We start from the raw sequence: 24060 nt of genomic DNA on the forward strand, positions 1-24060 counted from the left end.
CTGTAGACAGCCCACCCGAATGGACCGTCGAAGGAGACCCCATGACCGCTTTGGAGAACGCGGCGGACGCCGACCCGCGCGGCGAGGAGGCGTTCGGCTCGAGCGTCGTGCTCGAGCAGACGGCCGCCGCGCCCGAGTCGCTCCTGGCGTCGCCCGACATGCCGTCGCAGCGCGAGATCACCGCCGAGATCGGTGATCTGCACCGTGCCGCCGCCGAGCGCGAGGAGGCCGGTGAGAGCCTGCCCCGCACGCTGATCGACTTCTCGCCCTACCGCTCCAGCGTGCTGCGGCACCCGACGAAGAACCCGCGCCTGGTCGACCCGGAGACGATCGAGCTCTTCTCGCCCGCCTACGGCCAGCGCGACGTCGCCGCGATCGAGTCCGACCTGACCCTGCAGCACACCGGGGAGCCGCAGGGCGAGCGCATCACGGTGACCGGCCGGGTCGTCGACAGCTGGGGCCGCCCCGTCGCGAACCAGCTCATCGAGGTGTGGCAGGCGAACGCCGCGGGCCGCTACATCCACCAGCGCGATCAGCACCCCGCCCCGCTCGACCCGAACTTCACGGGAGCCGGGCGCATGATCACGGACGACAACGGCGAGTACTTCTTCACCACGATCAAGCCGGGGCCCTACCCCTGGAAGAACCACGTCAACGCCTGGCGCCCCGCCCACATCCACTTCTCGCTGTTCGGCACGGGGTTCACGCAGCGCATCATCACGCAGATGTACTTCCCGGGCGACCCGCTGTTCGCCCTCGATCCCATCTACAACACGATCGCGCGGCAGAGCGATCGCGACCGACTGATCTCGACCTACGACCACGACCTGACGGTGCCCGAATTCTCGATGGGCTACCGCTGGGACATCGTCGTCGACGGTCCGGATGCGACGTGGTTCGAGCCCGAGGGAGAGCACTGACATGAGCGAGACCACCGAGACCCGTCGCCAGCGCCTCGTGAAGGCGGGCGGCGCCCAGCCGCTCCCGCCCACCGCCGGGCAGACGATCGGCCCCTTCTTCGCGTTCGGGCTGCAGTATCCGAAGATGCACGAGGTCGTCTTCCCGCACTCCCCGGGCGCGATCGTCGTCGGCGGCATCCTCCGCGACGGCGCGGGGGCGCCGATCCCCGACGCCTGCATCGAGATCTGGGGTGCCGACAGCGACGGCACCGTTTCGCGCGGGCGCGGGTCTCGTCGCCGCGACGACCACACCTTCACCGGATTCGGCCGCGCGTTCACGACCGACGAGGGGCGGTTCGAGTTCTGGACCCGCAACCCCGGTGCGGTCGACGGCAAGGCGCCGTTCTTCGCGGTCGTCGTCTTCGCCCGCGGGCTCCCCGACAAGCTGCACACGCGCATCTACCTCCCCGAGGACGCCGACGCGCTGGCTGCCGACGCCCTGCTGTCCTCCCTCGATGCCGACGAGCGCGCTACGCTCGTCGCGACCCGCACGCCCGAGGGTCACCTCCAGCACGACATCCGGCTGCAGGGCGAGAAGGAGACCGTCTTCCTTGCCTTCTGACCCGCATCACCTCGACGTCGGACTGCTCTCGCCCGTCAGCGCGGGGCACGATGCGGCGGTCTCGGATGCTGCGGTGCTCGACGCCCTCGTCGCGGCGGAGGTCGCGCTGGTCCGCGCGCTCGCGTCGGTGGGAGCGGCTCCCGCCGAGATCGCCGACAGTGTCTCGGCGGCGCTCGGATGGACCGGGGTCGGAGAGGGCTGCCGGGGCCACGGCCTCGATGCCGCCGACCTCGCCGTCGCCGCCGTCGCCGCGGGCAACCCCGTGGTCGCCCTGGCGGGGATGCTGAGGCAGCGCGTTCCCGAGGCCGCACGATCGTGGGTGCACCGGGGGGCGACCAGCCAGGACATCCTCGACAACGCCCTGGTGCTCCTGGCCCGCTCGACGGCCGAGCGGGTGCGCGACGACCTCCACCGGGTCGAGGCGGCGCTCACCGCTCTCGCCGCGGCGAATCGCGACGTCGTCGCGGCCGCCCGCACCCTCACGCAGCACGCCGTGCCGACGACCGTCGGGGCGCGCGCCGCGGGGTGGGCGCGCAGCATCCGTCGTGCCATCGTGCGGCTCGACGCGGCGCGCGCAGAACTGCCCGTGCAGCTCGGGGGCGCCGCGGGCACCCTGGCGGCGTTCGTCGCCGACCTCGGCGCCGAACGCGCCGCCGAGCTTCCGGCGGCGTACGCGGCCGAACTGGGCCTGCGACCCGCCGACGCCCCCTGGCACACCGAACGCTGGCCCGTCACCGAGCTCGGCGACGCGCTCGTGCAGGCGATCGACGCGGTGGGGGTCTTCGCCGCCGACGTCGCCACCCTCACCCGCACCGAGATCGGCGAACTCGCCGAGGCCGCCGGCGGCGGGTCGTCGGCGATGCCCCAGAAGGCGAACCCCGTCGCCTCGGTGCTCATCCGCTCGGCCGCCCTCCGCGCGCCGCAGCTCGGCGCCACCCTGCATCTGGCCGCGGCGCTCGCCGTCGACGAGCGGCCCGACGGCGCCTGGCACGCCGAATGGCCGACCCTGCGCGAACTCCTCCGCCTCGCGCTCGGCGCAGCCGCGCACGCGGCATCGCTCGCCGCCGGGCTCACCGTCGATCGCGAGGCCGTCGCGCGCAACCTCGCCCTCACCGACGGGCTGATCGTCAGTGAGCGCCTCGGCCTCGTACTCGTCCCCCTGATCGGACGCGAGCGCTTCGCCGCGCTGATCCGACAGGCCGCCGACACCGACCTCGCCGACCTCGTGCGCGCGCTCCCCGAGGCGTCCGAGCTCGACGTCGACGACCTCCTCGACCCCGCCCGGTACACGGGCCTCGCCACGACGTTCGTCGACCGCCTCGGCGAAGGAGAGAACCGATGACCGCTCCCACGTTGGCCCACACCGCCCCGGTCGGATCCGCCGACGCGCCCCTGCTTCTGCTCGGGCCGTCACTGGGCACCTCGACGATCCTCTGGGAACGCGTCATCCCCGTCCTCGCGCGCTCCCACCGCGTCGTGGCGTGGGACCTCCCGGGCCACGGTGCCTCACCCGCGTCGACGTCGCCCTTCACGGTCGCCGACCTCGCCGACGCGGTCGCCGACCTCGCGCGCGGCCTCTCCGACGGCCCCGTCCGCTACGCCGGCGTCTCGCTCGGCGGCGCCACCGGGCTGGAGCTGACCCTCCGTCACCCCGACCTCGTCGAGGCGACCGCCGCGGTCGCCTCGGGCGCACTCCTCGGCGACCCCGACTCCTGGCGAGCCCGCGCGGCCCAGGTGAGGGCGCAGTCGACGTCGGCGCTCATCACCGCCTCGGCCGGCCGGTGGTTCGCCCCCGACTCCCTCGCCCGCGAACCCGAGCTCACCGGACGCCTGCTCCACGCACTGCAGGACGCCGACGACGAGAGCTACGCCGCCTGCTGCGAGGCGCTCGCCGCGTATGACGTGCGAGACCGCCTGGGCGAGATCGCCACCCCGGTGCTGGCGATGTGGGGCGAGTTCGACCAGGTCGCCCCGGAGGCGAAGGCCGACGAGATCGCACGCGGCGTCCGCCGCGGGCGCAGCATCCGTGTCTCCGATGCCGCGCACCTGCCTCCCGCCGAGCAGCCCGCCGCGGTCGCGACCGCGCTCGACGACTTCTTCCGCCGCATCGATGAGGAGGCCGCATGACGACCCCGGATCACGGATCGACCGACGCCGAACGGCACGCGCAGGGCATGCGCGTGCGGCGGGAGGTGCTCTCCGACGCGCACGTCGACCGCGCCGTCGAGCGCACGACCGCGTTGACCGCCGATTTCCAGGACCTCATCACGCGGTACGCCTGGGGCGACATCTGGTCGCGCCCCGCCCTCGATCGCCGGTCGCGGTCGATCGCGGTGCTGACGGCGCTCATCGCACTCGGCCACCACGAGGAGCTCGCGATGCACCTGCGCGCGGCCCTTCGCAACGGACTCACGACCGCGGAGATCTCCGAGGTCATCCTGCAGTCGGCGATCTACTGCGGCGTGCCGGCCGCCAACACGGCCTTCCGCATCGCCACCGAGGTCTTCGCAGAGGGGGACGCATGATCGACAAGCAGGTTCCGGATGCTGCGGCCGCGGTCGCGGGGATCCCCGACGGCGCGACGGTCATGATCGGCGGCTTCGGCCGTGCCGGGCAGCCCGTCGAGCTCATCGACGCGCTCATCGCGTCGGGGGCGCGGGAGCTCACGATCGTCAACAACAACGCCGGCAACGGCGACACCGGGCTCGCGGCGCTCCTGGCTGCCGGGCAGGTGCGCAAGATCGTGTGCTCGTTCCCGCGCCAGTCGGATTCGTGGGTCTTCGACGGGCTCTACCGCGCCGGCGAGATCGAGCTCGAGCTGGTCCCCCAGGGGAACCTCGCCGAGCGCATCCGCGCGGCGGGTGCCGGCATCGGCGCGTTCTTCTCGCCCACCGGCGTCGGTACGCTCCTGGCCGAGGGCAAGGAGGAGCGCGAGATCGACGGGCGTCGCTACGTGCTCGAGTATCCGATCCGCGCCGACTTCGCCCTGATCTCGGCCTACCGGGCCGATCGCTGGGGCAACCTCGTCTACCGCGAGACCGCGCGCAACTTCGGCCCGATCATGGCGACGGCCGCCACCACGACCATCGTGCAGGTCGACGAGGTCGTCGGCCTCGGCCACCTCGACCCCGAGACGGTCGTCACACCCGGCATCTTCGTCGACCGCGTCGTCGCGGTGGGCGAGCGCCCGTGGCTGCGCGACGGCGCCTTCGTCGGCGGCGTCGACCTCGAGGGGTCGCCCCTCGCCGCATCCGCCGAGGAGGCGTCATGACCACCCGCATCTCGCGCAACGACCTCGCGGCGCGCATCGCCGCCGACATCCCCGAGGGCGCCGTGGTGAACCTCGGCATCGGGGCGCCGACCCTCGTGGCGAACTTCCTCCCCGAAGGCGAGGAGATCCTCCTCCACACCGAGAACGGGCTGCTCGGCATGGGCCCCGCGCCGCAGGCGGGCGCGGTGGACCCCGACCTCATCAACGCCGGCAAGCAGGCGGTCACCGCCCTGCCCGGCGCGGCCTACTTCCACCACGCCGACTCGTTCGCGATGATGCGCGGCGGCCACCTCGACGTGTGCGTGCTGGGCGCCTTCCAGGTCTCGCAGAACGGCGACCTCGCGAACTGGTCGACGGGCGAGCCCGGGGCGATCCCGGCCGTCGGCGGCGCGATGGATCTGGCGATCGGCGCGAAGGACGTTTACGTCATGACCGACCTCCTGACGAAGTCGGGGGAGCCGAAACTGGTCGAGACCTGCGCCTACCCGCTCACCGGTGTGGGCTGCGTCTCGCGGGTCTACACCGACCACGCGATCTTCGACGTCACCCCCGACGGGTTCGTCGTGCGCGAGCTCTTCGGCGACAACACCGTCGCCTCGCTCGAGGCCGCCCTCGGGCTCTCTCTCACTCCGAAGGACTGACATGCCGAGCACCTGGATCTACGACGCCGTCCGCACTCCGTTCGGCCGCGCCGGCGGAGCGCTCTCGGGCGTCCGCCCCGATGACCTCGCAGCGACCGTGATGGCAGCATCCGTCGCCCGCACCGGACTCGACCCGGCCCGGATCGACGACGTGATCTTCGGCGACGCCAATCAGGCGGGCGAGGACAACCGCGACGTCGCGCGGTTCGGCGCGCTGCTCGCGGGGTTCCCGTCGAGCGTGCCGGGTGTGACGGTCAACCGTCTCTGCGGGTCGTCGCTCGAGGCCGTGATCCAGGGCTCGCGGGCGATCGAGGCCGGCGACGCCGACATCGTGCTGACCGGCGGGGTCGAGTCGATGAGCCGTGCCCCGTTCGTCGTCGAGAAGTCGCCCAAGCCGTGGCCCGCCGTCGGCAATCAGACCATGTGGAACACCTCGATCGGGTGGCGCATGACGAACCCGCGCCTGCGCAAGGACTGGACGATCTCCAACGGCGAGTCGGCAGAGAAGCTCGCCGGGATCTACGGGATCAGCCGCGAGGAGCAGGACGCCTTCGCCCTGCGCAGCCACCGGGCCGCGGCCGACGCCTGGGCGGCGGGCGTCTTCGACGGGGAGATCGTGCAGGTCGACGGTCACGAGCTCGCCCGCGACGAGAGCATCCGCGAGGACACCACCCTCGACAAGCTCGCCGGGCTCAAGACGCTGTTCGCCGCGGACGGCTCCGTCACGGCCGGCAACTCCTCTCCGATCAACGACGGCGCCTCGGCGGTGCTCATCGGTGCCGAGGGCGCGCTCGATGCCGAGCCCCTCGCGCGCATCGCCGGGCGCGGGGTGTTCGGCAACGACCCCGACGTGTTCGGGATCGCCCCGGTCGAGGCGGCGAACCGGGCCCTCGCGCGAGCGGGGCGCACGTGGGCCGACGTGGACTTCGTCGAGCTCAACGAGGCGTTCGCCTCGCAGTCGCTCGCGTGCGCGAAGCTGTGGACCGAGCTCGACCCGGCGAAGCTGAACGTGCACGGCGGGGCCCTCGCGATCGGGCACCCGCTGGGCGCGTCGGGCGGCCGCGTCGTCGGCCGCGCCGCACACGAGCTGGCGCGCCGCGGCGGCGGGGTCGCGGTGGTCGCGATCTGCATCGGCGTGGGGCAGGGCCTCGCGGTCGTGCTCGAGCGCTGACGCCCCCGCCCCGGCATACGGCCGGATCGGGGCGCAGTTCTCGGGTCGGGGCACGGGATTTCGCGCCCCGACCCGAAGAATGCGCCCCGAGCCCGCGCGTCACGTGAGCGCGGTGCGGAAGGCGCCCGTGCGCTGACGCGCTCCGACCCGGCCTACGCTGGGAGGGTCCCTTCCGTCGACAGAGAAGACCCGTGACTGCTCCCGTGATCGCCCCCGCTCCGGGTTGGCGCATGTGGCTGGTGTGGGCCGTCGGCCTCGCCGGCTACGTGCTGTCGATCACCAACCGCACGTCGCTCTCGGCGGTCGGTGTGGATGCGGCGACCCGCTTCAACGCGGATGCGTCGGCGCTGTCGATGTTCGCCGTGATCCAGCTGGCGGTCTACGGCGGAATGCAGATCCCCGTCGGACTCCTCCTCGACCGCTTCGGCGCACGGCCGGTCATGACGATCGGCATGGTGGTGATGGCCGCCGGCCAGCTCGTCATGGCCTTCGCCAGCGACGTCGGCATCGGCATCCTCGCGCGCGTGCTGCTCGGCGCCGGCGACGCGGCGATCTTCCCGAGCGTGCTGCGGGTGATCGCCACCTGGTTCCCGGCGCAACGAGCGCCCGTGCTGGTGCAGCTGACGGGCATCATCGGCCAGCTCGGGCAGATCGTCTCGGTCATCCCGCTCGCCGCCCTGCTGCACGCCACCTCGTGGAGCGTGGCGTTCGGCAGCCTCGCCGGTCTCGGGATGCTGTTCTCGGTGCTCATCTTCGCGATCGTGCGCAACCGTCCGCCCACGCGCTCCGCCGATGTCGCGGTCGACACCGACACCGGCACGATCACCGTGGTGCGGTCATCGGCCGACCTGCGGCAGGGGTTCAGCGAGGCGTGGAAGCACCCCGGCACCCGGCTCGCCTTCTGGTCGCACTTCACCACACCGTTCGCGGGGAACGCCTTCGTCATCCTCTGGGGGTTCCCCTTCCTCACCGCGGGAGAGGGGCTGCAGCCGGCCGAGGCCTCGCTGGTGCTGACGGCGTTCGTGCTGTTCGGGATCACCGTCGGGCCGGTCATGGGCGCCCTCTCGAGCAGGCATCCGATGCGGCGCTCACGGTGGCTCGTCCTCCCGTCGATCGGACTGCAGGCCGCCGCGTGGATCACCGTGGCGGCCTGGCCGGGCCCGGCGCCTCTCTGGCTCCTGCTGGTGCTGGCCTTCGCCATGGGCACCGGGGGCCCGGCGTCGATGATCGCGTTCGATCACGCCCGCGCGCACAATCCGAGTCACCGCCTCAGCACCGCGACAGGCATCGTCAACGGCGGCGGGTTCCTCGCGGGGCTGCTGGCGATCCTCTTCATCGGCATCGCGATGGACGTGCAGGGCGCGGGGTCTCCCGACACCTACTCGCTCAACGCCTTCCGCATCGCCTTCCTCACCCAGGTGCCGCTCTGGCTGATCGGGGCGACCTTCATCGTCGTCGAGCGCAAGCGCACCCGCATCCATCTCGGTCTCGATCGCCCGCGCCGTCCCTGAGCGCAGTCCTCACCGCCAGACCGCTCCTGCGCGACGAGACCCTGACATCGGGCCGGGTTCTCGCCGCGCGGATGCGGTCTCGCGGGTGCGGGTGCGGGCGGGGTCAGCGGGGCGCGAGGGGATGCTGCGGGCCTCGGCGCCGATCGGCCGCCGCCATCCCCGCGACGATGGCGAGGGCCGCGAGCGCGGCGCAGGCGACGAGGGCCGCGATGACGGCGAACCCGCCACCCGGTCGCTCCTCGTACACATACGTCGATCGGGCCGCATCCCAGACCTCGGACTCGATGCCGTATGCGGCGCCCGCAACGAAGACCACGGGTATCGCCAGCGCCGCGGTGATCGCGATGAGGGCGAGGACCAGCGGGCTCAACCGTCGTCTCATCGCCCCAGCATGCCGCGTCGCGATGAACACGAGACGACGTCTGCGCGACGAGACCGCGACTTAAAGCCGTGGTCTCGCCGCGCAGGAGCGGTCTCGCGGATTCTGAGGGGGTCAGCCCGCCAGGCGCGGGTAGTCGGTGTAGCCCTCGGCGCCTTCGCCGTAGAACGTCGCCGGGTTCGGCTCGTTCTCGGGGTGTCCGCCCTGCCACCGCTCGACGAGGTCGGGGTTGGCGATCGCGAGGCGCCCGACCGCGACGGCATCCGCTGCCCCGCGGGCGACGAACTCGGACGCCTCGTCTTTCGTGGTGAGCTTCCCGAACCCGCTGTTGGCGATGAACACGCCGCCGAAGCGCGAGCGGAGGTCTTGCACGAGATCGCCGGCGGGTTCGGCGTGCAGCACGCTGAGGTAGGCGAGGCCGAGGGGGGCGAGGCCGTCGACGAGCGCCTCGTAGGTGGCGCGGACGTCGGCCGGGTCGGTCTCGACGACGTCCTGGATGTTGTGCGCGGGGGACAGGCGGATGCCGACGCGACCGGCCCCGACCTCGGCCGCCACGGCTGCGGTCACCTCGACGACGAACCGCGCACGGGCCTGCGGCGACCCGCCGTAGGCGTCGGTGCGCTGGTTCGACACGGGGGAGAGGAACTGGTGCAGCAGGTAGCCGTTCGCGCTGTGCACCTCGACGCCGTCCATGCCGGCGTCGACCGCGCGGCGGGCTGCCGCGACGAACTCCGCGCGCACGTCGTCGAGCTCCGCCGTCGTCAGGGCGTGCGGCACGGGGAAGGGCTTCTTGCCCTCGGGGGTGTGCACTTCGCCGTCGATCGCGACGGCGCTGGGGGCGACGATGCGATCGGTGCCGGTGATGTCGGTGTGCGAGACGCGGCCGCCGTTCATGAGCTGCATGACGATGCGTCCGCCCTCGGCGTGCACCGCCTCGGCGACCGCTCTCCACCCGGCGGCCTGCTCGTCGGTGACGATGCCGGGCTGACCGGGGTAGGCCCGTGACTCGTCGCTCGGGTACACGCCCTCGGTGATGATGAGCCCGAGGCCGGCGCGCTGGGAGTAGTGCTCGACGACGATGTCGCCGGGCACGCCGGCGGCACCGGAGCGCATGCGCGTGAGGGGCGCCATCACGACGCGGTTCGGGAGCGCGAGGTCGCCGACGGCGAGGGGGGAGAACAGATCCACGGGGGTCCTTTCGGGGGAGGGGCCGACGCATCGTGGATGGCCGACCCCCGGCCCAACGGGATGCGGCGCGCCGCTATTCCTCGCCGGTGCTCAGGCGAGGAGGTGCTCGAGCAGGATCTTCGTGCCGATGCCGATCAGCACGAGGCCGCCGCCGATCTCGGCCGGCTTCTGGAAGCGGGTGCCGACGCGGTGGCCGAGCGCCACGCCGATGAACGAGACGGCGAACGTGATGAGGCCGATGAGCACGACAGCCGGCACGATGTCGACGTCGAGGAACGCGAAGCTGATACCGACGGCGAGAGCGTCGATGCTGGTCGCGATACCGAGCAGCAGCAGCTCGCGCGGGCGGATGCGGCCGGTCGGCGCGGCGTCGGGGTGAGCGCGAAAGGCCTCCCACAGCATCTTTCCGCCGATGAGGGCGAGCAGGCCGAACGCGATCCAGTGATCGACGGGCGCGATGAGGAAGCTGAACTGCGCGCCGAGCAGGTATCCGACGAGCGGCATGGCCGCCTGGAAGAGGCCGAAGGTCAGCGCGACGACGAGGGCGTCGCGGTAGACCCGGGTCTTGACGCGCACCCCCTGCGAGAGCGAGACCGCGAAGGCATCGGCGGAGACGCCGACCGAGACGACAAGGAGGTTGAAGAAGGACACGGGGCGCCTTTCTCGGCGCGCGGACAGGCGAACGCCCGACACGTCGATGGTGTCGAGAGTCTCGTTCACCCGGAATCCGGGCGGCGCACCGGGTGAGGTCGATCTCACCAGCATGTCGACGCGCTCTGCGGGAACTACTCCCTCTCAGGCATTCATCATGGCAATTCTCCGACCGGTTTTTCGTTCGGTGCGCCGAAAGCCGACGGCTCGTCGAAGAGATGGGGTCTCGCCCTAGCACTCCCACCCGGTCTGTCAAGGGCGGGTCGGGCGGGTGACGCGGGTGGCAGTGTCATTCCTGCAACGCGTGCGGTACAAGGGTCGGTCACGGTTCGATCGAGACGGATCCTGCTGGTGCGCGGCGACCCCTGCGGTGAGAGTTCCTGCGGGGGTCGTTCTGCATCTGCCGAGCGGATGCTGCGAGGGCGACCGGTGGCGTCGACTACGGTGCGCCCGGCGCGTAGACCTCCACCGACTCCGGCCTGATCCGAGCGGCGAGAACGAGGGCGAGGATCCCGAGGCCGAGCGTGGCGGCGAGCACCGCGAGCGTGCCCAGCGCGGCGAGCGGCCCCGCGATCAGCTGCACCTCGTCGCCGGGGACGACGAGGTATGCGACCTGCATGAGCACCCAGAGCGCCGCCTGCCCGGCGAGCACCCACAGCGGCGCCCACCGCCACGGGTAGGGTGCGACACCGGTGCGTCCGATCTGCACGGTGGCGATCAGGCCCGCCCCGATCGGCACCAGGATGCCGACGTACCCGAGCGCGCTCCACACGGCGGGATCGGTCGTGCGCTGCGCATCGAGCACCGCCCCGATCGCCGCCGACGTCACGGGCCACAGCGCGACGATGATCATCGCGATCGTTCCGAGGGGCTTGCGGGCGACGAGGCTCTGCTCGCGCGTGAGCCCGATCGCGAACATCAGCACGCCGACCGCCCACGCCACGTCGCCGGTGATCGCGATCGCCCGGGCAGCGGGGGTGCCGAGGAACGACGACGACAGCATCGACAGCACCCCGCAGACGATGAGAGCCGTACCGCCGATCACCCAGGAACGTCTGCGCCGCTGCATGCCTCCACGCTATCGAAGACGACGGATCGGTCCACCGGCGCGCACCCCCGACCGCAGCCGGACGATCTCGGCGGGCCCCACCCGGCAGCATCCGCCGACCAGGCTCGCACCGGCCGCCCAGTCGTCTGCGGGGAGTCCCGCAGCGCCGCGCCACACCCGGGCGGCGGCGTCCCAGCGCTCGCCGGAGTTCGGATAGGCCACGACGGGGCGATCGGTCACCGACCGGGCGGCGGCGATCGCACCGGGAACCTCGTCGGGGTGCGAGCAGTTGATCCCCACCGCGACGATCTCGTCGGCGGTGTTCGCCAGGGCGAAGCCGTGGGTCATCGGCTGCCCCGATCGCAGCCGCCCGCCCTCGACCGTGAACGACAGCCACGCGGGGCGCCCGGAGCCGCGCGCGAGATCGACGAGAGCCGCGGCTTCGTCGAGCGTCGGGATGGTCTCGATCGCGAGCAGGTCGGCCCCCGCGTCGGCGAGCACCGCGAACCGCGGTTCGTGCCAGCGGCGCAGCTCGTCGCGGGTCAACCCCGACGCGCCGCGGTACTCCGAGCCGTCGCCGAGCGTCGCGCCGTAGGGGCCGATGGATGCGGCGATCCAGCGAGGCGTGCCATCGCCGACGGCAGAACGCGCGGATGCGGCGAGACCCACGCTCGCGCGCAGCATCCGCTCGGTATCGCCGGCCGAGAACCCGCGCCGCGCGAGCGTCGAGAAGCCCACCTGGTACGACGCGGTGATCGCGACCTGCGCGCCGGCGGCGAAGTACTCCGCGTGCGCGGCGCGGATCGCGTCGGGGTCGTCGACGAGCAGCCGCGCGCTCCACAGCGGGTCGGACAGGTCGTGCCCGTGCGCCTCGAGGAGCGTGCCCAGCCCGCCGTCGAGCACGATCGGCCCGGCGGAGAGATCCATCCCTGCATTGTCTCCGACCGCGGCGGCGCAATCCCACCGTGGGTCGATCGGCGCGGCGTTGTTAGTGTGTGCACCAGCCGGCATCACGGCCGGTGAGAGGGAGGTGCCCCCGTGCTCGCCGATATCCTCACGGCGCTCTTCGCGATCGCCTCGGCGGTGCTGGTCGGCTTCGTCGCGCGACGCATCCTCGAGACCCCGGTCGGCTGGCCGCGCAGCATCCTCGTCGGACTCCTCGTCTTCAGCGTCGGGCTGCCGTTCTCGAACTGGATGCTGGACCAGTCGGGCCTGCTGGTGGACCGGCGCACCGACGACGTGCCGACGGCCCTCCTGGCGCTGGCGGTCGTGGTCGTGTCTCTCGCGTGGATCTTCGCCCTGGGGCTCGCGGTGCTCGTCGCGCTCGAGGCCATCTTCCCCACGAGACCGCTGCCGAATCCGATCGACGTGGCCCGCGCGGGAATCCGCCAGCGCAAGCGCACGCGCCGTTACCTCCAGATCCTCGCCATCGCGTCGCAGCACGGCGCGGGCTGGCTGGTCCACGGCACGTCGCGCGTGCAGCGGGAGCTGACGACCAGCCAGCAGCGGGCACAGGCGCTGGTGTCGACCATCAACGACTCCGGCGTCACCTTCGTCAAGCTCGGCCAGGTGCTCTCCACCCGCCGCGACCTGATCCCCGAGCCCTACATCTCCGCGCTGTCGACCCTGCAGTCCAGCGCGAACACCCTCGCGTGGGACGTCGTCGAGACCGTGATCCAGGGCGAGCTGGACCGCCCCATCGACGAGGTCTTCGCGTCGATCGACCCCGCCCCGCTGGCCGCCGCGTCGGTCGCGCAGGTGTACACCGGCACGCTCCTCGACGGCACGCCGGTCGTGGTGAAGGTGCAGCGGCCGGCGGCACGCGCGCAGGTGGAGGCCGACGTCGACATCATCCTGCGCCTGGCGCAGCGCGCCGAGCGGCAGACCCGCGCCGGCAAGGACCTGCGGCTGGAATCGGTCGCGCGCGGGTTCACCTCCACCCTCCTCGACGAGCTCGACTATCGCATCGAAGCGCGCAACATGGAGATGATCCGCACCGCTCTCGACCTCATCGCCGAGGCCGATGGCGACGAGCGTCCGCTGCTGTCGATCCCGGCCGTGCACGCGCACGCGTCGACGAAGCGGCTGCTCACGATGGATCTCGTCGCCGGAGAGCCGCTCAGCCGCGCGCATGACCGACTCGACGCGATGTCGGACGCCGACCGCGACGCCCTCGCGATCGGACTGATGACCTCGGTCATCCAGCAGATCCTGCTGTACGGCGTCTTCCACGCCGACCTCCACCCGGGCAACGTGATCCTGCGCGACGACGGGTCGCTCGGCCTCATCGATTTCGGCGCCATCGGGGTGATCGAGCGGAGCCAGCGCGAGCACATGACGGCGCTCCTGCTCGGAGCGCTCACGGAGGACGACGTGATCGCCAGCGACGCACTGCTGCTCATCGTCGACGTGCCGGCCGATGCCGACATCGACGCGTTCCGCCACGACATCGGCATCGTGCTCACCTCCGAGCGCTACCGCCCCGCGGGCGACGGGTCGATCTTCTCCCGCATGGTCGACGTCATCCGCGACCATCGCATCGCCCTCCCGGGCGACCTCGCATCGGCGTTCCGCAGTTTCGCGACGCTCGAGGGGTGCCTGCGGGTGCTCGTGCCCGACTTCGACATGATCGCCCGCGCGCTGCCGGTGGTGCCCGGCCTGGCGCGCCGCATGGTGTCGCCGCAGCGTCTCGCCCTCGACGCGCAGGCGAGTGCTGCCCTGGCGGCGGTGCGGGCGAAGGCGCTGCCCCAGCGGCTCGAGACCCTGATGGCCGGCATCGAGAACGGCACCGCGGGGCTGCGCGTGCGCGCGATCCCCGGCGAGGCGCAGGAGGGGTTCGTCCGCTCGATCGCGGCGCAGGTCGTGGGCGCCCTGGTGTCGATCACGGCCGTGGTGGTCGCGATCGTGCTGACGGTAGCCGACACCGGCCCCCAGTATCCGGGCGGATGGGGGCTGTTCGACCTGCTCGGCGCCGCGATCGGCCTGTTCGGGTTCCTCGGGCTCCTCCGCGTCGTGCGGCAGCTCTTCGTGCGCGCACCGCGGTAGTCCCGCAAGCTCCCCCTGTCGCGGACGGCGGGCGCGGATCGCCGGATGCGACGGGCGAGTCCGCCGCGCGCGGTGCCCGGGTCAGCGGGCCGCAGCATCCTCCAGCCCGGCCTCGAGGGCATCGAGCCACGCGCCCACGTTCGCGCGCGCCTCGGGGGTGTCGGGGTAGCGCGAGCGCAGCTGCAGGCCGTTGCGGGTGGCGGTGAACCAGATCATGACGCCGTCGACGTCGATCGCCGCCGACACGTGCTGGATCTCGAGTTCGGGGTCGGTCGGCATGGTCATCCGTCGCACGTCGAGCCACGACAGCGCGAACATCCCCGGCCGCACGGGCATGCCCCCGTACGGCGCGAGGATCGGCGCGAGCGGGTACGACCCCAGCGCCACGGCCTCTTTGACGGATGCGGCGCAGGCCGCCGGATCGTCGTCGTCGCTCTCGATCACCGCGTTCGTGATGAACCAGCCGACCGCGTCGTGCCAGCGATGGTCGTGACGGCTGTGCACGGGGAACACCGCGCGCAGCGGTGCATCGGCCAATGTCCGCGTCACCCGGGTGAGCACGCTGATCGCCAGCGCGATCGCGCGCACCGACAGCGCCGACGCCGCGGCGTCGAACCGGCGGAGCTCGGCCGAATCGAGCACGTCGCGCACCTCGACCACGGCCCGTCGCGGGCGCGACACGTCGCCGAGCGGCAGGGGGAACATCGGCATCGCGCCGGCCTCCGCCGCCAGGATCGCCTCCCACCGCTCCGAGACGTGGGAGGGCGCCGGGGGCATCCGCTCGAGCAGGTCGGTGTGCTCGGCGAAGGGCGCGGCGGGCTCGTCGGCGACGCCGGGCGCGTCGATCGCGGCGAGCAGATCGCGGATGACGACGTGCCATGACCACATGTCGACGTGCGAGTGGTCGGCGCCGATCACGACGACCCCGCCCTCAGTCTTGTCGTGCGGTTCGAGCAGGCAGAGCCGGTACGACGGTGCCTGGTACGGCGCGCAGGCCTCGTCGAAGACGTCGCGCACCACCTCGCGCGCCGTGCGCCCGGGGGCGACCGGATGCTGCGTCCACGCGCCCGCTTCGACGACGACCTCGTGCAGGGCCGGACCGTCGTCGCCGGGTCGGAAGGCGGTGCGGAAGGTGCCGTGCCGCGCGATCACCCGCATCCAGGCCGATGCGAGCCGCTCGCGGTCGACGCCGAGCGGCAGACGAAACGACACCGCCATCCACGAGCCGGGGCGCTGCCCCTCCCCGACGTGGCGCTTCTGATCGAACGAGACCGGCAGGCGCCTCCCGGGCGTCTCGCCCGTGCGGACGACGAAACTGGACAACCGTCCCGGGGGGAGGGTCATCCGTGTGACTGTGGTCAACCGCATGGCGCCGTAGTCTAGGCGGACGATATCTCGCGCTGGTGACGGAGGATGACGGTGGGGTTGCTCGACCTGGGTGGAGCAGCGATCTCTTATGACGTCACCGGCGACGCGGGACCGCTGGCGGTGCAGCTGCACGGGCTGACGTCGAGCCGTTCGCGCGACGCGCAGCTCGGGCTCGATCTGGGCCGTGCGCTCCACGCCGCGCGCGTGCTGCGCTACGACGCCCGCGGCCACGGCCGCTCCACGGGCGACGCCGATCCCGCCTCGTACGGGTGGGACCGCCTCGCCGACGACCTCCTCCGTCTGCTCGACGAGGTCGCCCCGGGCGAGCGCGTGCACGGCGTCGGTCCGTCCATGGGCACCGGAACGCTGCTGCACGCCGCCGTCCGCGACCCCGACCGGTTCGCGAGCCTGACCCTGGTCGTGCCGCCCACCGCGTGGACCACCCGCACCGCCCAGGCCGAGACCTACCGGCGCAACGCCCGTTTCGTCGAGCGCGAGGGCGTCGATGCGCTGGTCGAGCTCGGCAGCTCCGCCCCCGTTCCTCCGGCGCTCGCCGATGCGCCGGAGAGCTACCCGGCCGTCGACGCGGGTCTGCTGCCGACGGTGCTGCGCGGGGCGGCCGAGACCGACTTCCCCTCGGTCGGCACGCTCCGCGCGATCTCGACCCCGACGCTGGTGCTGGCGTGGGCGGGCGATCCGGCGCATCCGCTCTCCACGGCCGAGAAGCTGCGCGAGATCATCCCCGGCAGCATCCTGTCGGTCGCCCGCTCGCCGCACGAGGTGCTCGGCTGGGCCGGCCGCTTCGCCGAGCACGTCGGCGCCGCGGCTCGACGCGCGGGCTGACCCGCAGCATCCGCCCCTCATCCGGGCGCGACGAGTTGCGCCGATCCGGGGCATCCCGGCGCTCCGATGCCCCGTATCGGGGCACCTCACGGGCGGCCTAGGGGAGCGACGGATGCTTCTCGACCGAGCGCGTGGGGATGAACAGGGCCAGCACCAGCGCGACGACGGCGGCCCCGCCACCCAGGAGGAACGACACCTGGAAGGCCTCGGGGGTGGGCACCTGCGAGCCGTTCTGCATCGTCGACATCGACGCCAGCACGACGCCGACGATGGCGGCGGCGGTGCTCGTGCCGAGCGAACGTGCGAGCGCGTTCAGTCCGTTCGAGGCGCCGGTCTCACTCGGCGGCACCGAGCGCATGATGAGCATCGGCATCGCGGCGTAGCCGAACCCGATGCCGAAGCCGATGAGGATGTTCGCAACGACGAGGTGCCAGACCTCGCTGGCGAACAGCAGCGTGAAGCCGTACGCGGCGATGAGCGAGATCGCGCCGGCGACCAGCAGCACGCGCGGGCCGATCGTGCGGGCCAGGCGCCCCGAGATCGGTGAGAGCACCATCATCACCAGGCCCGACGGCATCACGACGAGACTCGCGGCGAGAAGCGACAGGCCGAAGCCGGAACCCGTCTCGACCGGGAGCTCGAGGATCTGCGGGTAGACGACGTTCGAGGCGAACAGCGCGAAGCCCATGGCGACCGAGGCGAGGTTCGTCAGCAGCACCGGTCGACGGGCGGCGACGCGCAGGTCGAGCAGGGGATTGTCGACGCGCAGCTCGTACCAGCCCCAGACGAGCAGCACCAGGATGCCGCCGATGCCGAGCGAGAGCGTGAGAGGCGAGAGCCATCCCCACGTGTTGCCGCGCGAGACGGCGAGGAGCACCCCGATGAGGCCGATGGCGAGCCCCGCGGCGCCCACGACGTCGAACCGCCCGGGGGTGCGCAGCACGCTCACCGGCACCACCAGGAGCACCAGCACGAAGACGACCGCGCCCAGGCCCCCGGCGATCCAGAACAGAACGTGCCAGTCGCTGTACTGCGACACGAGGGCGCTGATCGGAAGGCCCAGCGCGCCCCCGACGCCGAGGGTCGCGCTGATGAGAGCGATCGCGCTGTCGACGCGCTTCTCGTGCAGCACGTCACGGAGGATCGACACGCCCAGCGGAACGACCCCGACCACGGCGCCCTGCAGGGTGCGGCCCACGATCATGCTGCCGATGCCCGTCGACAGGGCGGCGATCACCGAGCCGAGCACCAGCACGGCGAGCAGCACGAGCACGATCCGTCGCTTGCCGTACATGTCGCCGAGGCGCCCCGCGATCGGGGTGGTGACGGCGGCGGCGAGCAGCGTGGAGGTCACGACCCAGGCGGTGTCGTCACGCGAGGCGTCGAGCAGTTCGGGCAGCTGCGTCTGGATCGGCACGACCAGCGTGAACATGAACGACGAGCAGAGCCCGGCGACGGCCAGGACGGCGATCACGGCCCACTGCGGCGAGCTTCGCGTCAATCGTCTCCGTGCGTTCTCGTCTCGGCCCACTGGCCCCAGGTTAGCCGCGCGCGGGAGGGCGAGGGGTCGTCGCGCGCGATGCGACACTGGGCGCATGCCCGAATCGGCCGGTCTCGACATCCGCGCGCTCTCGTCGGTCGAGGGGGTGCACGCCGCATCCCGCCTCTTCGACGAGGTGTGGACGGGCGAGCGCTCGACGATGCCGGCGAACATCCTGCGCGCGCTCGAGCACGCCGGCAACTACGTCGTCGGGGTCTTCGAGGGCGAGCGGATGCTGGCCGCCTCGGCCGCGTTCTTCGGCCCTCCCGCCGAGCGCACGCTGCACTCGCACATCACCGGCGTGCTGCCGGCGGCGCAGGGGCGGGGGATCGGCCGCGCGGTGAAACGGCACCAGCGCGCGTGGGCCCGCGAGCGCGGGGTGGAGCGCATCACGTGGACCTTCGACCCGCTCGTCGCCCGCAACGCGCGGTTCAACCTGGGCGTCCTCGGCGCCGACGTCGCCGAGTATCTCGTCGATCAGTACGGGCCGATGCACGACGACGTGAACCGCGGCGATGCGTCCGACCGCATCCTCGTGTCGTGGGCGGTCACCCCGGTGGGGACTCCGGCGAGCGAGGTCGTCGAGGCGGTCGCGATCCCGCGCGACATCGCGGCGCTGCGCCGGGAGTCGCCGGCGGATGCTGCGCGGTGGCGCCTCGACGTGCGCGAGCGTTTCCTCGCGCTGACCGCCGCGGGCCTGCGCGTCAGCGGGTTCGACCCCGCGCGGGGCTACCTCTTCGCCCGGCGCTGAGCGCGCCGCATCCGCTCTCGAGACACCACCATCGGCCGAGACGCCCCGCCAGGCGGCGCGTCTCGGCCGATTCGCGTGTCTCGGGGGTCAGGCGCCATCGGCCTCGGGGGTGCCGGGGCCGGGCCCGGGGCGCACCGCGGCATCGTCGCGCACGTCGATCCGCTTCACGCCGTCGTGCTCGGTGACATCGATGCGGGGCGCGGCGTCGGCCTCGGTCGAATCGGGGGCGCTCGTCAGTTGGTCGTGGCGCTTCTCGGCGTCGCTCATCCCGGCGTCGCTCGGATCCGTGTCGGTCATGGTGCTCCCCTTACTTCCCGGCGTCGCGCCAGGCGTCGCTCTCGAGGTGGGATCCCGCCTGCGGGCCCATGTTCAGCATCCCGCCGTCGACGACCCAGCTCGCCCCCGAGACGTACGCGGCGGCGGGCGAGGCCAGGAACGCCACGACCCCGGCGATCTCGTCGGGGGTACCGGGGCGCCCGAGCGGGATGCCGCCGCGGTGCGTCGACTCCGCGTCGGAGGCGTCCATGTCGTTGATCGGCGTGGCAATCTCGCCCGGCGCCACCGAGTTCGCCGTGATGCCGTAGCGCCCCAGCTCGAGGGCCATGGTCTTGATGAGTCCGCCGAGGCCGTGCTTGGCGGCGACGTAGGCGGCACTGCCGACGCGCGGCTGGTGCTCGTGCACGCTCGAGACGGCGATGAGGCGCCCGCCGCGACCGGCGGCCACCATGCGCCGGGCGGCGACCTGCAGACCGATGAACGCCCCGTCGAGGTTGAGCGCGATGTCTTGGCGCCACGCGTCGAGATCCATGTCGAGGAAGGGGCCGCCCGAGCCGCCGCCGGCGTTGTTGACGAAGACGTCCACCCCGCCCAGTTCGTCGGCGAGACCGTCGATCACGCGCCCTGCCGCGTCGAAGTCGGTGGCGTCGAACTGCGCGACCACGGCTCGTCCGCCGCGGGCGCGCACCTCATCGGCGGTGCCCTGGGCGCCCTCCTCGTCGGAGTGCCACGTGATGCCCACGTCGAGTCCGGCCTCGGCGAGGGCGACGGCGGTGGCGGCCCCGATTCCGGAGTCCGAGGCGGTCACGATCGCGTGGCGGGGGGAGAAGTCGGTAGGCATGGCTCCAGGCTAGGTCGGTCGCCCCCCACCCGCCCCACCCTTGCCAGCAAGGCACCCGGTCACTACCGTGCCCGCGCCTGCCCGCGCCCTCCCTCGCCCGCCGAGTCGATAGCGTCTCGGTGAGCCGACAGCGCATTCGCGCAGCAAGGATGCCGTCTCGGCGACACGATGTCGTCTCGGCGGCCCCGCACGCCGGGGGCGGTTGCCCAGGCTGCCGCCGTTACCCTGAACGCATGTCTCCCGCGCGTTCCACGGCCCCGGTGCGCCTGTCGGCGGTCGAGCTGCGCGTGCTGCACCTGCCGCTGGTCTCGCCGTTCACCACGTCGTTCGGCACGGAGGACGTGCGCGAGGTCATCGTCGTGCGTGCGCTCACCGACGCCGGCGACGGCTGGGGCGAGGTCGTCACCCAGCACGCGCCGCTCTACTCGAGCGAGTACACCCACGATGCGTGGGACGTGCTGCGCCGCTGGTTGATCCCCGCGCTCCTGAAGCGCCCCGCCGTCTCGGCCGAAGAGGTCGCGGGCGTGCTGTCGCCCTTCGTCGGCCACCGCATGGCCAAGGCGGGCCTCGAGACGGCCGTGCTCGACGCCGCGCTCCGGGCGGAAGGACGCTCGCTGGCCTCGTACCTGGGCGCGGTGCGCGATCGCGTGCCGTCGGGGGTCTCGGTCGGCATCCAGCGCGACCCTGCCGCGCTCGTCGACGCGGTGGGCGGTTACCTCGACGAGGGCTACGCGCGGATCAAGATCAAGATCAAGCCGGGCCGCGACATCGGCGACACCGCCGCCGTGCGCGAGGCCTTCGGGTCGATCCCGCTGCAGGTCGACGCCAACTCGGCCTACACGATCGCCGACGCCGAGCTGCTCGCCGATCTCGACCCCTTCGACCTGCTCCTCATCGAGCAGCCGCTCCAGGAGGACGACCTCGTCGATCACGCCACCCTTGCCCGCCGTCTTCGCACTCCGCTCTGCCTCGACGAATCGATCGTGTCGGCGAAGGCCGCGGCCGACGCGATCGCGCTGCGCGCCGCATCCGTCGTGAACATCAAGGCCGGTCGCGTCGGGGGCTATCTCGAGGCCGTCGCCATCCACGACCTGTGCCGGGCTGCGGGGCTCCCGGTGTGGTGCGGCGGCATGCTCGAGACGGGAATCGGCAGGGCCGCGAACGCGGCGCTCGCCGCCCTCCCCGGCTTCACGCTCCCCGGCGACGTCTCGGCCTCGTCGCGGTTCTACGCGCGCGACATCGTCACCGAGCCGATCACGCTCGACGACGGCCACGTGCGGGTTCCCACCGGCGACGGCCTCGGCATCGAGATCGATCACGAGGCGCTGGAGCGCTTCACGGTGCAGCGGGAGACGATCGCCCGGTGAGACGACGCACCATCAGGCAGCGCGGCGCTGCCCTCCTCGCCGGAGCCCTCGCGATGCTCGCGCTCGCGGGCTGCGCGGAAGCCCCGCACCCCTCGCCGTCGGCGACGGCCCTCCCGATCGGGATCACCGCCTCGGTCGTACAGCTCGCCGGAGACGTCGCCACCCGTCAGGCCCAGGTGCAGATCCACAACGCGGCCGATGACACCCTCGTCATCGGCAAGGTCGAGCTCGAGGACGACCGGCTCGACGGGCTCGCCGAACGGGTCGTCGCCGGCGAGACCGACATCGCCCCCGGGCGCACGGTCGACATCCGCGTGCACCTGCCGGCGGTGAACTGCGACGCCGCCGACGAGGGCACCACGATGCTCGAGGTGAAGTTCACGCTGGGAGCCGCCGACTCCATCGCGCGCATGGCCGTCGAGGACTCGCTCGGGTTCCTCTCCGACCTTCATCGACGCGAGTGCTCGACGGGCTGAGCGTGATCGCGCCCCGGAACTAGGATGGGGGAGGCGGCCATTCGGCTGCCGAACCCCGCGTCGCATTCGACCCCTGGAGCCACCGTGGCCGAACAGTCCCGCCTTGATAAGGTCATCGCCCTCGCCCGCCACCGCGGGTTCGTCTTCCAGGCGGGCGAGATCTACGGCGGTTCTCGCTCGGCGTGGGACTACGGCCCGCTCGGCACCGAGCTGAAGGAGAACATCCGCCGCCAGTGGTGGCAGACGTTCGTGCGGGGGCGCGGCGACATGGTGGGCCTGGACTCCTCGATCATCCTGCCCAAGCGCGTGTGGGAGGCATCCGGCCACGTCGCCACCTTCACCGACCCGCTCGTGGAGTGCCTGCACTGCCACAAGCGCTTCCGCGCCGACACGCTCATCGAGGACTTCGAGGCGCGCAAGGGCCGTGCCGCCGAGAACGGCCTGCTCGACGTGCCATGCCCGAACTGCGGCACGAAGGGGCAATACACCGAACCGCGCTCGTTCTCCGGCCTGGTGAAGACCTACCTCGGCGTCGTCGACGACGAGAGCGGCCTGTTCTACCTGCGTCCCGAGACCGCCCAGGGCATCTTCGTCAACTTCAACAACGTGCTCACCGCCTCCCGCAAGAAGCCGCCGTTCGGCATCGGTCAGGTTGGCAAGGCGTTCCGCAACGAGATCACGCCCGGCAACTTCATCTTCCGCACCCGCGAGTTCGAGCAGATGGAGATCGAGTACTTCACCGCTCCCGACGAGGCGCAGGAATGGTTCGACCACTGGGTCGAAGCGTGCTGGGACTGGTTCATCGACCTCGGCGTCGACGCCGACAACATGCGCCGCCTCGACGTGCCCGAAGAGGACCGCGCGCACTACTCGGCCGGAACCATCGACGTCGAGTACCGCTTCGGCTTCCCGGGCAAGGAGTGGGGCGAGCTGATGGGTGTCGCCAACCGCACCGACTACGACCTCACGAGCCACTCCGAAGCATCCGGTGCGAAGCTCACGTTCTTCGACCAGACGAGCGGAACCACGTACACCCCGTACGTGATCGAGCCCTCGTTCGGGCTCACCCGCGCGATGATGGCCTTCCTCGTCGACGCGTACCGCGAGGAAGAGGTGCCGAACGCCAAGGGCGGCACCGACACCCGCACGGTGCTCAAGCTCGACCCGCGCCTCGCGCCCGTCAAGGTCGGCGTGCTGCCGCTGTCGCGCAACGAGCGCCTGTCGCCGCTGGCCCGCGAGGTCGCCGACGACCTGCGCTCGGAGTGGAACGTCGACTTCGACGACGCCGGCGCGATCGGCCGTCGTTACCGCCGCCAGGACGAGATCGGCACCCCGTTCTGCGTCACGATCGACTTCGACTCGCTCGACGACCGCGCCGTGACCGTGCGCGACCGCGACACCATGTCGCAGGAGCGCGTGCCGCTCGACGCACTGCACGGCTACCTCGCCGAGCGCCTCCGCGGCGCATAAGCGCCCGCCCCCGCCGGCTCCTTCTCCTACTTCTCCTTCGCGGCGGCCTTCATCGCGCGCTTGTGCTCGCGCACCTTCGTGAGGGAGTCGGGGCTGGTGATGTCGGCGACGGAGCGGAACGACCCCTCCTCGCCGTAGGGGGCGGATGCTTCGCGCCACCCCTCGCCCGTGAAGCCTCGCTGCTTGCCGAGGAGGGCGAGGAAGATCTTCGCCTTCTGCTCGCCGAAGCCGGGGAGGGCCTTCAGTCGCTTCAGCACCTCGGCGCCGGTCGGCTCGTCCCGCGTCCAGATCGCGGCGGCGTCGCCGGCCCAGTCCTGCTCCACCGCGGCCGACAGCGCCTGCACGCGTCCGGCCATCGACCCGGGATAGCGGTGCACCGCCGGCGCGGTCTTGAAGGCCTCGGCGAAAGCATCGGCGTCGTAGTGGGCCAGCGTAGAAGCGTCGAGCGATCCGATGCGCTCGCGCACCTTCAGCGGCCCCGCGAAGGCGGTCTCCATCGCGACCTGCTGGTCGAGCAGCATCCCGATCAGCAACGCCAGCGGATTGCTCGAGAGCAGGTCGTCGGCAGTGGGGTCGTCGGTGATGTGCAGGCTCATGCCTCCAGTGTGCCGCAGCCCGCCGACCGCGGGCCATGAGACGTCCCCCGACGCACGAGAGGCGGCGCGCGCCGTCTCGCGCGTGCGACCGCGTGTCGCTGACAGC

25 protein-coding genes are annotated in these 24060 nt (G+C 72.1%); 15 read left to right on the plus strand and 10 right to left on the minus strand.

What is annotated here, in order from left to right:
- The first annotated feature begins 41 nt into the window (after positions 1 to 41).
- The 9 genes from pcaH to DEU34_RS00350 all read left to right on the plus strand — a co-directional run bounded on the left by pcaH (position 42) and on the right by DEU34_RS00350 (position 8115).
- Entirely contained in the window at positions 42 to 920 is an 879-nt protein-coding gene (gene pcaH / locus DEU34_RS00310; protein WP_121147721.1) for a protocatechuate 3,4-dioxygenase subunit beta, read from the plus strand.
- Between the two features lies 1 nt (position 921).
- Positions 922 to 1521 carry a protocatechuate 3,4-dioxygenase subunit alpha gene (gene pcaG, locus DEU34_RS00315; protein ID WP_121147724.1) on the plus strand — a complete coding sequence of 200 codons (600 nt, stop codon included), beginning with the start codon at positions 922 to 924 and terminating at the stop codon, positions 1519 to 1521.
- On the plus strand, positions 1511 to 2863 hold the full coding sequence (locus tag DEU34_RS00320; RefSeq protein ID WP_259459978.1) for a lyase family protein: 1353 nt from the start codon (positions 1511 to 1513) through the stop codon (positions 2861 to 2863). Before pcaG ends, DEU34_RS00320 begins: the two co-directional genes overlap by 11 nt.
- Positions 2860 to 3648: an alpha/beta fold hydrolase gene (locus DEU34_RS00325; protein WP_121147729.1), complete on the plus strand. Its 789-nt coding sequence runs from the start codon at positions 2860 to 2862 to the stop codon at positions 3646 to 3648. Before DEU34_RS00320 ends, DEU34_RS00325 begins: the two co-directional genes overlap by 4 nt.
- The gene (gene pcaC, locus DEU34_RS00330; protein ID WP_121147731.1) at positions 3645 to 4046 is read left to right on the plus strand and encodes a 4-carboxymuconolactone decarboxylase; all 402 of its coding nucleotides are present in this window, start codon (positions 3645 to 3647) and stop codon (positions 4044 to 4046) included. The genes DEU34_RS00325 and pcaC overlap by 4 nt, the downstream gene beginning before the upstream one ends.
- On the plus strand, positions 4043 to 4792 hold the full coding sequence (locus DEU34_RS00335) for a 3-oxoacid CoA-transferase subunit A (protein ID WP_121147732.1): 750 nt from the start codon (positions 4043 to 4045) through the stop codon (positions 4790 to 4792). Before pcaC ends, DEU34_RS00335 begins: the two co-directional genes overlap by 4 nt.
- Entirely contained in the window at positions 4789 to 5433 is a 645-nt protein-coding gene (locus DEU34_RS00340; RefSeq protein WP_121147735.1) for a 3-oxoacid CoA-transferase subunit B, read from the plus strand. The genes DEU34_RS00335 and DEU34_RS00340 overlap by 4 nt, the downstream gene beginning before the upstream one ends.
- Position 5434: 1 nt before the next feature.
- On the plus strand, positions 5435 to 6604 hold the full coding sequence (locus DEU34_RS00345) for a thiolase family protein (RefSeq protein WP_121147737.1): 1170 nt from the start codon (positions 5435 to 5437) through the stop codon (positions 6602 to 6604).
- A 191-nt stretch (positions 6605 to 6795) separates the two neighbouring features.
- A complete protein-coding gene (locus tag DEU34_RS00350; RefSeq protein WP_396652094.1) occupies positions 6796 to 8115 on the plus strand; it encodes a nitrate/nitrite transporter in 1320 nt (439 codons plus the stop codon).
- Positions 8116 to 8218: 103 nt separating this feature from the next.
- Here DEU34_RS00350 and DEU34_RS00355 read toward each other — a convergent pair whose 3' ends face one another.
- The 5 genes from DEU34_RS00355 to mmuM form a co-directional block, all read right to left on the minus strand.
- Positions 8219 to 8497 carry a hypothetical protein gene (locus tag DEU34_RS00355; protein WP_147423974.1) on the minus strand — a complete coding sequence of 93 codons (279 nt, stop codon included), beginning with the start codon at positions 8495 to 8497 and terminating at the stop codon, positions 8219 to 8221.
- Between the two features lie 111 nt (positions 8498 to 8608).
- The gene (locus DEU34_RS00360) at positions 8609 to 9682 is read right to left on the minus strand and encodes an alkene reductase (RefSeq protein WP_121147741.1); all 1074 of its coding nucleotides are present in this window, start codon (positions 9680 to 9682) and stop codon (positions 8609 to 8611) included.
- Positions 9683 to 9772: 90 nt separating this feature from the next.
- A complete protein-coding gene (locus tag DEU34_RS00365) occupies positions 9773 to 10333 on the minus strand; it encodes a manganese efflux pump MntP family protein (protein ID WP_183042289.1) in 561 nt (186 codons plus the stop codon).
- Between the two features lie 439 nt (positions 10334 to 10772).
- Positions 10773 to 11402, minus strand: coding sequence for a hypothetical protein (locus DEU34_RS00370; RefSeq protein ID WP_147423975.1), 630 nt, complete (start codon positions 11400 to 11402; stop codon positions 10773 to 10775).
- 9 nt (positions 11403 to 11411) lie between these two features.
- Positions 11412 to 12308, minus strand: a complete 897-nt coding sequence (gene mmuM, locus DEU34_RS00375) for a homocysteine S-methyltransferase (protein WP_121147749.1) — start codon at positions 12306 to 12308, stop codon at positions 11412 to 11414.
- 111 nt (positions 12309 to 12419) lie between these two features.
- Here mmuM and DEU34_RS00380 point away from each other — a divergent pair, with 111 nt between their 5' ends.
- A complete protein-coding gene (locus tag DEU34_RS00380) occupies positions 12420 to 14426 on the plus strand; it encodes an AarF/ABC1/UbiB kinase family protein (protein WP_121147751.1) in 2007 nt (668 codons plus the stop codon).
- An 81-nt stretch (positions 14427 to 14507) separates the two neighbouring features.
- Here DEU34_RS00380 and DEU34_RS00385 read toward each other — a convergent pair whose 3' ends face one another.
- Positions 14508 to 15770, minus strand: a complete 1263-nt coding sequence (locus DEU34_RS00385; protein ID WP_183042290.1) for a peptide synthetase — start codon at positions 15768 to 15770, stop codon at positions 14508 to 14510.
- Positions 15771 to 15845: 75 nt separating this feature from the next.
- On the opposite strand from DEU34_RS00385, the gene DEU34_RS00390 reads away from it, so the two are divergent.
- Positions 15846 to 16637 (plus strand): alpha/beta fold hydrolase, encoded by a 792-nt coding sequence (locus DEU34_RS00390; protein WP_259459979.1) that lies wholly within the window; start codon positions 15846 to 15848, stop codon positions 16635 to 16637.
- Between the two features lie 97 nt (positions 16638 to 16734).
- On the opposite strand, the gene DEU34_RS00395 is transcribed toward DEU34_RS00390, so the two are convergent.
- The gene (locus tag DEU34_RS00395; RefSeq protein WP_396652095.1) at positions 16735 to 18168 is read right to left on the minus strand and encodes an MFS transporter; all 1434 of its coding nucleotides are present in this window, start codon (positions 18166 to 18168) and stop codon (positions 16735 to 16737) included.
- Between the two features lie 64 nt (positions 18169 to 18232).
- On the opposite strand from DEU34_RS00395, the gene DEU34_RS00400 reads away from it, so the two are divergent.
- Complete coding sequence (locus tag DEU34_RS00400; protein ID WP_121147759.1) at positions 18233 to 18928, plus strand: GNAT family N-acetyltransferase; 696 nt, start codon at positions 18233 to 18235, stop codon at positions 18926 to 18928.
- A gap of 87 nt (positions 18929 to 19015) precedes the next feature.
- Here DEU34_RS00400 and DEU34_RS00405 read toward each other — a convergent pair whose 3' ends face one another.
- Together DEU34_RS00405 and DEU34_RS00410 are read right to left on the minus strand one after the other, a co-directional pair.
- Entirely contained in the window at positions 19016 to 19225 is a 210-nt protein-coding gene (locus DEU34_RS00405) for a multidrug transporter (RefSeq protein WP_259459981.1), read from the minus strand.
- Between the two features lie 10 nt (positions 19226 to 19235).
- Positions 19236 to 20045, minus strand: a complete 810-nt coding sequence (locus tag DEU34_RS00410; protein WP_121147761.1) for an SDR family oxidoreductase — start codon at positions 20043 to 20045, stop codon at positions 19236 to 19238.
- 233 nt (positions 20046 to 20278) lie between these two features.
- Between DEU34_RS00410 and menC the strand changes: the two genes are divergently transcribed.
- From menC to DEU34_RS00425, 3 genes are all read left to right on the plus strand, one after another.
- Complete coding sequence (menC, locus tag DEU34_RS00415; RefSeq protein WP_121147763.1) at positions 20279 to 21412, plus strand: o-succinylbenzoate synthase; 1134 nt, start codon at positions 20279 to 20281, stop codon at positions 21410 to 21412.
- Complete coding sequence (locus DEU34_RS00420) at positions 21409 to 21888, plus strand: hypothetical protein (RefSeq protein ID WP_121147766.1); 480 nt, start codon at positions 21409 to 21411, stop codon at positions 21886 to 21888. Before menC ends, DEU34_RS00420 begins: the two co-directional genes overlap by 4 nt.
- Positions 21889 to 21972: 84 nt before the next feature.
- On the plus strand, positions 21973 to 23358 hold the full coding sequence (locus tag DEU34_RS00425) for a glycine--tRNA ligase (RefSeq protein ID WP_121147768.1): 1386 nt from the start codon (positions 21973 to 21975) through the stop codon (positions 23356 to 23358).
- 26 nt (positions 23359 to 23384) lie between these two features.
- Here the strand turns inward: DEU34_RS00425 and DEU34_RS00430 are convergent, their stop codons facing one another.
- Positions 23385 to 23954: an HhH-GPD-type base excision DNA repair protein gene (locus DEU34_RS00430; RefSeq protein ID WP_121147771.1), complete on the minus strand. Its 570-nt coding sequence runs from the start codon at positions 23952 to 23954 to the stop codon at positions 23385 to 23387.
- Between the last annotated feature and the right edge of the window lie 106 nt (positions 23955 to 24060).

This window comes from Microbacterium sp. AG1240, from assembly GCF_003635115.1.
GTDB lineage: Bacteria > Actinomycetota > Actinomycetes > Actinomycetales > Microbacteriaceae > Microbacterium.

Bases quoted from the DNA above. Each gene is read 5' to 3' on its own strand.
- menC (WP_121147763.1), top strand. From the start codon at position 20,279: ATGTCTCCCGCGCGTTCCACGGCCCCGGTGCGCCTGTCGGCGGTCGAG.
- pcaG (WP_121147724.1), top strand. From the start codon at position 922: ATGAGCGAGACCACCGAGACCCGTCGCCAGCGCCTCGTGAAGGCGGGC.
- DEU34_RS00325 (WP_121147729.1), top strand. From the start codon at position 2,860: ATGACCGCTCCCACGTTGGCCCACACCGCCCCGGTCGGATCCGCCGAC.
- DEU34_RS00430 (WP_121147771.1), bottom strand. From the start codon at position 23,954: ATGAGCCTGCACATCACCGACGACCCCACTGCCGACGACCTGCTCTCG.
- DEU34_RS00400 (WP_121147759.1), top strand. From the start codon at position 18,233: ATGCCCGAATCGGCCGGTCTCGACATCCGCGCGCTCTCGTCGGTCGAG.
- pcaC (WP_121147731.1), top strand. From the start codon at position 3,645: ATGACGACCCCGGATCACGGATCGACCGACGCCGAACGGCACGCGCAG.
- DEU34_RS00405 (WP_259459981.1), bottom strand. From the start codon at position 19,225: ATGACCGACACGGATCCGAGCGACGCCGGGATGAGCGACGCCGAGAAG.
- DEU34_RS00345 (WP_121147737.1), top strand. From the start codon at position 5,435: ATGCCGAGCACCTGGATCTACGACGCCGTCCGCACTCCGTTCGGCCGC.
- DEU34_RS00385 (WP_183042290.1), bottom strand. From the start codon at position 15,770: ATGACCCTCCCCCCGGGACGGTTGTCCAGTTTCGTCGTCCGCACGGGC.
- DEU34_RS00340 (WP_121147735.1), top strand. From the start codon at position 4,789: ATGACCACCCGCATCTCGCGCAACGACCTCGCGGCGCGCATCGCCGCC.
- DEU34_RS00410 (WP_121147761.1), bottom strand. From the start codon at position 20,045: ATGCCTACCGACTTCTCCCCCCGCCACGCGATCGTGACCGCCTCGGAC.
- pcaH (WP_121147721.1), top strand. From the start codon at position 42: ATGACCGCTTTGGAGAACGCGGCGGACGCCGACCCGCGCGGCGAGGAG.
- DEU34_RS00355 (WP_147423974.1), bottom strand. From the start codon at position 8,497: ATGAGACGACGGTTGAGCCCGCTGGTCCTCGCCCTCATCGCGATCACC.
- mmuM (WP_121147749.1), bottom strand. From the start codon at position 12,308: ATGGATCTCTCCGCCGGGCCGATCGTGCTCGACGGCGGGCTGGGCACG.
- DEU34_RS00370 (WP_147423975.1), bottom strand. From the start codon at position 11,402: ATGCAGCGGCGCAGACGTTCCTGGGTGATCGGCGGTACGGCTCTCATC.
- DEU34_RS00335 (WP_121147732.1), top strand. From the start codon at position 4,043: ATGATCGACAAGCAGGTTCCGGATGCTGCGGCCGCGGTCGCGGGGATC.